Origin of the sequence: Nocardioides sp. 616 (assembly GCF_002930065.1) — a bacterium.
Taxonomy (GTDB): domain Bacteria; phylum Actinomycetota; class Actinomycetes; order Propionibacteriales; family Nocardioidaceae; genus Nocardioides; species Nocardioides houyundeii.
Window position 1 is genome coordinate 1 of the sequence record NZ_POAG01000024.1, and the last position, 8,136, is coordinate 8,136.

At 73.1% G+C, this 8,136-nt stretch carries 10 protein-coding genes; 4 read left to right on the plus strand and 6 right to left on the minus strand.

Translation table 11 applies throughout. The features are described 5' to 3' along the window. Positions 1-294, minus strand: a 294-nt coding sequence (locus C5H89_RS16870; protein ID WP_205305096.1) for a hypothetical protein, incomplete at its 3' end; no start/stop codon positions are given. 187 nt (positions 295-481) lie between these two features. Here C5H89_RS16870 and C5H89_RS16875 point away from each other — a divergent pair. The 4 genes from C5H89_RS16875 to C5H89_RS16890 are packed head-to-tail and all read left to right on the plus strand — an operon-like array spanning position 482 to position 2,812. Further along, a complete protein-coding gene (locus C5H89_RS16875; RefSeq protein WP_104108143.1) occupies positions 482-682 on the plus strand; it encodes a hypothetical protein in 201 nt (66 codons plus the stop codon). 57 nt (positions 683-739) lie between these two features. Beyond that, positions 740-1,327: a SigE family RNA polymerase sigma factor gene (locus C5H89_RS16880; RefSeq protein ID WP_104108144.1), complete on the plus strand. Its 588-nt coding sequence runs from the start codon at positions 740-742 to the stop codon at positions 1,325-1,327. Further along, positions 1,324-2,619: a hypothetical protein gene (locus C5H89_RS16885; RefSeq protein ID WP_104108145.1), complete on the plus strand. Its 1,296-nt coding sequence runs from the start codon at positions 1,324-1,326 to the stop codon at positions 2,617-2,619. The genes C5H89_RS16880 and C5H89_RS16885 overlap by 4 nt, the downstream gene beginning before the upstream one ends. Before the next feature lie 16 nt (positions 2,620-2,635). Further along, positions 2,636-2,812: a DUF1990 family protein gene (locus C5H89_RS16890; protein ID WP_205305097.1), complete on the plus strand. Its 177-nt coding sequence runs from the start codon at positions 2,636-2,638 to the stop codon at positions 2,810-2,812. Here C5H89_RS16890 and C5H89_RS16895 read toward each other — a convergent pair. The 5 genes from C5H89_RS16895 to treZ all read right to left on the minus strand — a co-directional run. Next, a complete protein-coding gene (locus C5H89_RS16895) occupies positions 2,809-4,059 on the minus strand; it encodes a DUF6596 domain-containing protein (protein WP_104108147.1) in 1,251 nt (416 codons plus the stop codon). The two genes, C5H89_RS16890 and C5H89_RS16895, sit on opposite strands and share 4 nt — an antisense overlap. Continuing rightward, entirely contained in the window at positions 4,056-4,427 is a 372-nt protein-coding gene (locus C5H89_RS16900) for a YciI family protein (RefSeq protein ID WP_104108148.1), read from the minus strand. The genes C5H89_RS16895 and C5H89_RS16900 overlap by 4 nt, the downstream gene beginning before the upstream one ends. After that, positions 4,427-4,786 (minus strand): YciI family protein, encoded by a 360-nt coding sequence (locus C5H89_RS16905; protein ID WP_104108149.1) that lies wholly within the window; start codon positions 4,784-4,786, stop codon positions 4,427-4,429. Before C5H89_RS16905 ends, C5H89_RS16900 begins: the two co-directional genes overlap by 1 nt. Positions 4,787-4,954: 168 nt before the next feature. Beyond that, a complete protein-coding gene (locus tag C5H89_RS16910; RefSeq protein ID WP_240181927.1) occupies positions 4,955-6,391 on the minus strand; it encodes an NAD(P)/FAD-dependent oxidoreductase in 1,437 nt (478 codons plus the stop codon). A gap of 25 nt (positions 6,392-6,416) precedes the next feature. Further along, positions 6,417-8,136: malto-oligosyltrehalose trehalohydrolase (gene treZ / locus C5H89_RS16915; protein WP_205305098.1), on the minus strand; the 1,720-nt coding region annotated here is incomplete at its 5' end.

The window sequence follows — 8,136 nt, forward strand, 5'->3', positions numbered from 1 at the left end:
GAGCCCGTGCACCCGACGTACCACCGCCAGCTCTCCCAGGCACAGGTCCCGCACCCGCGGCGTGCCCTCACCACCGATCTCGACCAACCGGTCCCACCCCGACGCCCCCGGGTCATCACGGGAGTCACTGCCGTGCAGCAGCGCCCACTGGGCCACCAGCCGCAGGTCCTCCACCTCCACCGCCCGCCGCGCCACCAACGCACACTCGGCCCGTTCCAGCACCCCCGCAGCATCCAGCTCGTCGAGAGGGAGCACCTGCCCCTCGATCGACCCGCAGGCACTCGGCAACGTCATAGCCCCCAGCATATTCGAACAGGTGTTCGAGGACTATCGCCCAGACTGGTGATGCGATGTGTCACGTGGCAGGACATCGGTGACGTGACACAACAGCCGGCCAGGCCCGTGATGTCGCAGGGGGGCGTTTCGCGCCGCTTTCGCCGAACCTGCCGCGCCGCCGGCCCGATCGGGCCAGCCTCGAACCATGAACGGGAACCTCGGCGACGACCAGCTGGAGTCTTGGTGCCGCAACGCGGCGTACGCCGTGGCGGCAGGCTTCACCACCTTCACCCTCGCCATGTGGGGACGCACCGGCGAGGTCGACCCGACCTTCCTGGTCGCTGCCGTGCTGCTGTGGATGGTGCTGCTCGTCGTCGGCGACCCGCCCTCCCACGAGCCCTCCTGAGCCTGTCACGAGACCGCGCCGAACATGCAACCTCTGCTCCCCCACCCGCGTCTGGGGATGCGCAACCATGAGTGGAGGTGGACGGTGGTCGGCACCCTGGTCAGCTCGGGAGGAACGGTGGGCCGTGGCGCACGCGAAGCTGCCCGGGACGCGGACTTCTCGGCGTACATGGCTGCCCGGCAGCCGTCACTGCTGCGCACGGCGTACCTGCTGACGGGCGAGCGGGCCCAAGCCGAGGACCTCGTCCAGACCGCCTTCGCCAAGCTCTACCTGTCGTGGGACCGGATCCGGGACCGGGAGTCCCTGGACGGCTACGTGCGTCGGATCCTCGTGAACGAGCACAACTCCCTGTGGCGGCGTCCCTGGCGGCGCTCGGAGCGCCCCAGCGAGACCCTGCCGGACTCCCCCGTGGTCGAGCAGTACGACGACGGGCACGGTGCCGCCGTGTGGTCCTTCGTGCAGACGCTTCCCCCCAAGCAACGCGCCGTCATCGTGCTCCGCTACTACGAGGACCTGTCCGAGGCCGAGATCGCCACCGTGCTGGGCATCAGCTCCGGGACCGTGAAGTCACAGGCGAGCCGGGCCTTGGCAGGCCTGCGGCAGCGGGCGCCGCGGTCCCTGGACCCTCGCGAGGAGCAGTCATGACCGACCTCGAGCGCGACCTGTCCACCTCGCTCCACGACCGGGCCGAGGCAGTGCCGGCCGCTCCGCTCACCTTCGACGGGGTCCGCGGCCGTGCCCGGCGGATCCGCCGAAAGCGCCACGGGCTGGTGGCCGCCGGGGTCGCCGCGGTCGTGGCGGTCGTGGTGCCCACGGCGCTCCTGCTCGCGCCGAGCAGCGACGACGACGCACCCTCCCCGGCGACTCCCCCCACCGGGCAGGTCACCCCCGACCACGCGCTCGCCGGCAACCAGACCCTCGACGTCACGGGTCTGCCGATGGGAGCCCGTCCGCTGGTCGGCTACCTCGACCTCACGGGAGAGCGCCCGGTGGCTGTCTCCGCGGACGGCGACGAGGTGCCCCTGCCCACCGAGGGCCGGCCCCTGTCATGGACGCGGCTCAGCGACGGGCGGTACGTCGTGGAGACCACTGAGCAGGGCGCCATCTCGATCGAGGTGCTGGCCGCCACCGGAACCCCGGAGAGCAGCCACCCGGCCACCGGGTCACTGGTCGTCGACCAGGACCACCGACAGGTGGCCTGGCCCGAGGGCCCCGCGGTGATGGTCCTGCAGTCCGGCGCCGAGCGGCCCCGACCCCTGGGCTCCGTAGCGGACGCGCAGGAGATCCGGCTGGTGGACCTGACCGGGTCTGACTGCTTCGCCGAGCTGGTGCCCGGCGCGCCGAGCGGGGGATGCACGGCCTTCGGCACGGTCGCTCGGCCGGACGGGGCGAGCGAGGGCTGGCTGCTGGGGACCGGCGGCGACACCGCCGCCAGCAGCGAGGGCCACTTCCGCAGCCTGGCCGACTGGGTGGATGCCGGCGACCCGCAGGAGACCAGCTGGGTGAGCTACCAAGCCGGCATCCGGGACGTCCGCGAGGACCTGAGCACCTGCTCCGGCGTCTTCGGCGTCGACGAGCAGTCCCGCCAGAGCCGCTGGCTCATCGAGACCTGCGAGCACCGGTTCGACTCCTTCTCCCCCGACCACGGATCGTTGCTGGCCTGGGAGTCCTACGGCGACGGCGTCGGCCACTACGAGATCGCGATGTACGACCTGGAGACCCGGTCGCTGCGCTGGAGCCGCTCGGCCACCGGGCCGGGCCTGGCTCACCTGAGCTCCGCCGCCTGGGAGGACGACGACCACGTGCTCGCCCCGGCGTACCAGGACGGGCAGTGGCTGCTGGTCCGCTTCGGACCCGACGGCGCGATGGAGCGCGTCACGGACCCGGCCCCTGGTGAGGATGTGGAGCCGGCGTACCTGCCCGAGACCCAGCACTGAGGCCATGATGGTCAGCATGGACGTGTTCGTTGTGCGACTCGAGTCCGACGGCACGGTGCGCTTCACGGTCGCCGCCACCTCGCGACCCCAGTGGGCGCTCGCGCGCGTCGCCCGCCCGGCCACCCGGCTGGTCCAGCTGTGGATGATGGGGCGTTACCTGCGCGTGCTCAGAGCGCTCCGGCGCTCCGGCTAGGCCGGTCCCAGGTCCGCACGCCGCCGGCGGAGGTGCTCCCGCTCGGCCTCGTTGCCGCAGAGCTCCAGGGCCCGGTCGGCCGCGGTGCGAGCACCGGCGACGTCGCCGGTGCGGGCCAGCAGTTCCGCGCGTACGGCGGGGAGCCGGTGGGAGCGCGGTAGTGTCCGGTCCAGCCCTTCAAGCAGGGCCAGGCCGGCGGCGGGTCCCTCGGCCTCCGCGACCGCGACGGCCCGGTTGAGCCGCACGACCGGCGACCCGGTGAGCTGCTCCAACTCGGCGTAGAGACCGGCGATCACGTCCCAGCGCGTGTCCGCGGAGGTCGGTGCGAGGGCGTGCTCCGCCGCGACGAGCGCCTGGACGCAGTACTCCCGGGCCGACCCGGTCAGGTCGGCGCCGAGCAGCGGCCGCAGCAGGGCGAGCGCCTCGTCGATCTCCTCGCGGTGCCAGCGGCTGCGGTTCTGGTCCGGCAGCAGGACCAGGTCGCCGGACGGCGTGGTCCGGGCGTCGCGCCGCGAGTGCTGCAGCAGCACCAGCGCGAGCAGCGACCGGACGAGCGGGTCCCCCTCGGTTACCTCCTCGAGCACCCGCACCAAGCGGACGGCCTCACCGGCGAGGTCGAGGCGGACCACGGCATCCCCGGTCATCGGTGCGTAGCCGGCGGTGAAGGCCAGGTAGGCCACCGACGCCACGGTCTCCAGGCGCCGGTCGCGCTCCCGGCCCGACGGCACGGCGAACGGGATGCCGGCCAGCGCGATCTTGCGCCGCGCCCTGGTCAACCGCGCGGCCATCGTCGACTGCGGCACGTGGAAGAGGCGCGCGATGTCGACGGTCGGCACCCCGAGCACCAGGCGCAGGCTGAGCGCCGCAGCGGCCTCCGGGGCCAGCGCCGGGTGGGCGCAAAGTAGCAGCAGGCGCAGCCGCTCGTCGTCGATCAGCCCTCCGGGGTCGGCCATCACCCGCGCCCCCGCCGCCGCCAGCTCACGGTCCACCACCAGCAGCGGCGCCTTCTGTGCGGCCACCGACTCGGCCCGCAGCCGGTCCAGGACCCGGCGCCGCGCCGCAGTGAGCAGCCAGGCAGCCGGGTTGTCCGGCGTACCGTCGACGGGCCAGGTGCGCGCGGCCGCCTCGAACGCATCCCCCAGGGCGTCCTCGGCGAGGTCGATGCGGCGGAAGCGGGCGACCAGCAGCGCCAGGAGCCGGCCCCACTCCCGTCGCAGGGCCAGCTCGAGGTCCTCCTGCTCGCTCACCCGCTCTCGGGCAGCTCGACCTGGACCGCGGGCCGCACCTCGATCGTGTAGGCGTGCGGCAGCAGCCGGCACAGCTCCAGCACGGTGTCCAGGTCGGGCGCGTCGAGGAGGTAGAAGCCGCCCAACTGCTCAGTCGTCTCGGCGAAAGGCCCGTCGGTCACCACGGCCCAGTCTCCCCCGTGACCCCTCTCGTGGCGCAACGTGGTGGCGGCCTCGACACCGGCCAGCGCCTCGCCGGCCAGCATCGTGGCGCGCGTCTGGACCTCCCGGGAGAAGTCGACATGGGCGCGCATGTAGTCCGCCTGCTCGGCGTCGGTGAGCGTGGGCCAGACCCGCTCGTCCTGCGCCAGGAGCACCAGGTACCTCATCAGGCCTCCGGTGACGGCACGGTCGCCCGCACCTCGATCGCCTCGTCGGCCGCGAGCAGGCCGCACACGGCCAGCAGCGCGTCCAGGTCGTCGGTCTCCACCAGGTAGAAGCCCGAGAGCTGCTCGACCGACTCGGCGTACGGCCCGTCCGTCACCGTGACCTCGTCCAGCGGCCCGCGCACCACCTTCGCCTCCCGGGAGTGCGCCAGCTCGGCGCCACCCGTGATCCGCATCCCCCGCTCGGTCACGAGCTTGGCGAACTCCTCGTGCCTGGCGTAGGTCGCGAGCCGCTCCGACTCCGACGCCCGCTCCCAGACGCTCTCGTCGCCCGGCAGCAGGACTATGTACTCGGTGCTCATCGTGGCTCCTCTCGGCGGTGCACCCTGCACCTCGTCACGATGACGCACGAGCAGGGGTGAAATCGACACCCTCCGGTCTCGGGGTTGAGCACGGCCCGGCCGCCGACCGGGGACGGCCACCGCCCTCGGCAGGCAGAACGCCTGGGAGGCGGCGCCGCCGGAGCTGCCTCAGCGCAGGTCGCGCAGGGCGGATCGGGCGGCGTTCCAGCCACACATGCCGTGCGCCCCCGCTCCGGGCGGCGTGGCGGCCGAGCACAGGTAGACCCCGGGCACGCCCAGCCGGTAGGGGTCCAGCGCCAGCCGCGGCCGGAAGACCAGCTGCCACGGGTCGTTGGCGCCGGTGACCACGTCGCCCCCGACGTAGTTGGGGTTGTGCTGCTCCATCTGCACGGCGGAGCGCACGTGCCGGGCCAGCACCCGGTCACGAAACCCCGGTGCGAACCGCTCGATCTGTGCCTCGATCGCCGCCGTCGCGTCCCCGGTCCACCCGGCCGGCACGTGCGCATACGCATACACGGGTACGACGTCCCCGATGGCGCGCGGGGGGTCGGCGACGAACTGCTGCCCGACCAGCACGAAGGGCCGCTCCGGCATCCGGCCCAGGTGCACCTCGCGCTCCGCGGCGGCGATCTCCTCGAGGGTGCCGCCAAGGTGGACGGTGCCGGCGAGGCGGGACTCCTGGTGCGTCCACGGCACCCCGCCGTCCACTGCCAGCTCGATCTTGAAGACGCCGGGACCGTGCCGGTAGCGGGTCAGCGCCCGGGAGACCCGGCGTGGCATGGCGTCCCCGACGATGCGGGCTGCGGCGGCCGGGGCGACGTCGAGCATCACCACATCGGCGTCCCCGAGCTCGGCCAGGGAGGTGACCTCCGCCCCGGTGCGCACGGTGCCGCCCAGCGAGCCGAGCAGCGAGGTCATCGCGGCCGCGATGGCACCCGAACCGCCCTCCGCGACCGGCCAGCCGTGTCGGTGGGCGGCAGTGCCCAGCGCGATCCCGATCGCCGCGGAGACCGGGCTGCCGAAGGGACGCAGGGCGTGCGCGGCGACGCCGGCGAAGAGTGCTCGGGCCTCCTCGCCCTGCCAGCGCCTGGCCAGCACGGCGGCCGGCAGCACCGACAGCGCACCGAACCTCATCAGCTGCACCGGGTGGCTCGGCACGTGCAGCATCGGCCGCAGGAAGTCCTCGGCGATGTCGTCGAAGCGGCTCGTCAGGGGGCCGAATACCTGCTCCCAGCCCCGGCCGTCGGAACCCAGGCCGTCAGCCGTCTCGGAGACCGAGCGCCGGGCGGCGGCACCGCGTCCGCCGTCGAGCGGGTGTGAGTACTGCACCTCGGGCCAGCGCCAGGTCAGGCCGTGCGCGCCGAGGTCGAAGCGCCGGGCGAGCGGGGTGTCCACGGCGAGCGGATGGAAGCCAGAGCACTCGTCGTGCAGCAGCCCGGGCAGCGTCAGCTCACTGCTGCGGGTGCCGCCGCCGACGGTGTCGGCGGCCTCGAGCACCTCCACCTCGAGTCCCTCGGCGGCCAGGGTGAGGGCGGCAGCGAGCCCGTTGGGCCCGCTGCCGACCACGACCGCACGGTTGCTGCGCCGGTGCACGCGGGAAGTCACGTCGCCGACCCTCCCACGCCCGGCCTCAGTCCAGCGGCAGCAGCACCGCACCCGCATGCGCCGGCAGCTCGACGCCGCCGGGCACGACCGTCGCGCCAGCCGGGGTCGCCCAGCGCAACGTGTGGTCCTCGCCCAGGTCGACCGTCTGAGCCTCGTCAGCGAGGTTGACCACCACCGCGACCCGGCCCCGGTGCATCACGAACCAGCGCGCCTCCTCGTCGTAGGAGCACGTGGTGCTGCGCATGTCCGGGTCGGTGATCTCCGGCAGCTCCCGGCGCAGCGCCGCCAGCTCCCGGTAGACCCCCAGCAGCCGGGCGTGACGCCCCTGTACCTGCTCGTCCCAGTCCAGCTTGGAGGAGGTGAACGTCTGCGGGTCCTGGGGATCCGGGACGGTGCTCGGGTCCCAGTCCATCCGCACGAACTCCTCCAGCCGGCCCTCGCTGACGATCCGGCCGAGCTCGGTCTCCGGGTGGGAGGTGAAGAAGGCGAACGGCGTCGAGGCCGCCCACTCCTCACCCTGGAACAGCATCGGGGTGAACGGACCGGTCAGCGTGAGCAGCGCCGCGACCGCCAGCTGGTCGGAGTCCAGGTGGGCCGTGAGCCGGTCGCCCGCCGCCCGGTTGCCGATCTGGTCGTGGTTCTGGTTGGCCACCACCAGTCGCCACGCGGGCATCCGCGCGGTGTCGATCGGCTTGCCGTGATCACGGTCCCGGAACGAGGAGAACGAGCCGTCGTGGAAGAACCCGCGCTCGCACACCTTCGCCAGCGCCGCGAGCGGCTCGAAGTCGGCGTAGTAGCCAGTCGTCTCCCCGGTCAGCGCCACGTGCACCGCGTGGTGGAAGTCGTCGCTCCACTGCGCGTCCAATCCGTAGCCGCCACCCTCACGGGGGGTGATCAGCGTGGGGTCGTTGAGGTCGGACTCCGCGATCAGCGTCAGCGGCCGGCGCTGGTGCGCCGACAGCCGGGCGGTCAGCACCGCCATCTCCTCCAGCAGGTGCGTCGGGGAGCTGTCGGCCAGCGCGTGCACGGCGTCGAGCCGCAGCCCGTCGACGCGGAAGTCGGTGAACCACATCGCCAGGTTGTCCAGGATGTAGGCCCGCACCTCGTCGCTGCCCTCACGGTCCAGGTTGACCAGGTCGCCCCAGGTGTTGCGACCCTCGGTCAGGTACGGCGCGAACTGCGGCAGGTAGTTCCCCGAGGGCCCGAGGTGGTTGTAGACGACGTCCTGGATGACGCCGATGCCGGCCGCGTGGCAGGCGTCGACGAAGCGCTGGTAGGCCGCGGGACCGCCGTACGCCTCGTGGACGGTGAACCAGGCGACGCCGTCGTACCCCCAGTTGTGGACGCCGTTGAAGCCGTTGACCGGGAGCAGCTCGACGAAGTCGACGCCGATCTCCTTCAGGTGCGGCAGCCGGGTGGTGGCCGCGTCCAGGGTGCCCTCGGGCGTGAAGGTGCCCAGGTGCAGCTCGTAGATGACCGAGCCGGCCAGCTGCCGACCCGTCCACCCTGCGTCGTCCCAGCGGTACGTCGTGGGGTCGAACGTGCGCGAGAGCGCGTGCACCCCGTGCGGCAGCCGCCGCGACCTCGGATCGGGCAGCACCTGGTCGGCGCCGTCGATCCGGTAGCCGTAGTCGGTCTCGCCCAGCGGCTCGGGACCGACCGGGCTCCACCAGTCGTCCTCGCCCCGCTCCATCGGCACGACGCGGGTGCGCTCGGCGTCGCCGGCGACGCCGAGCGCGACCACC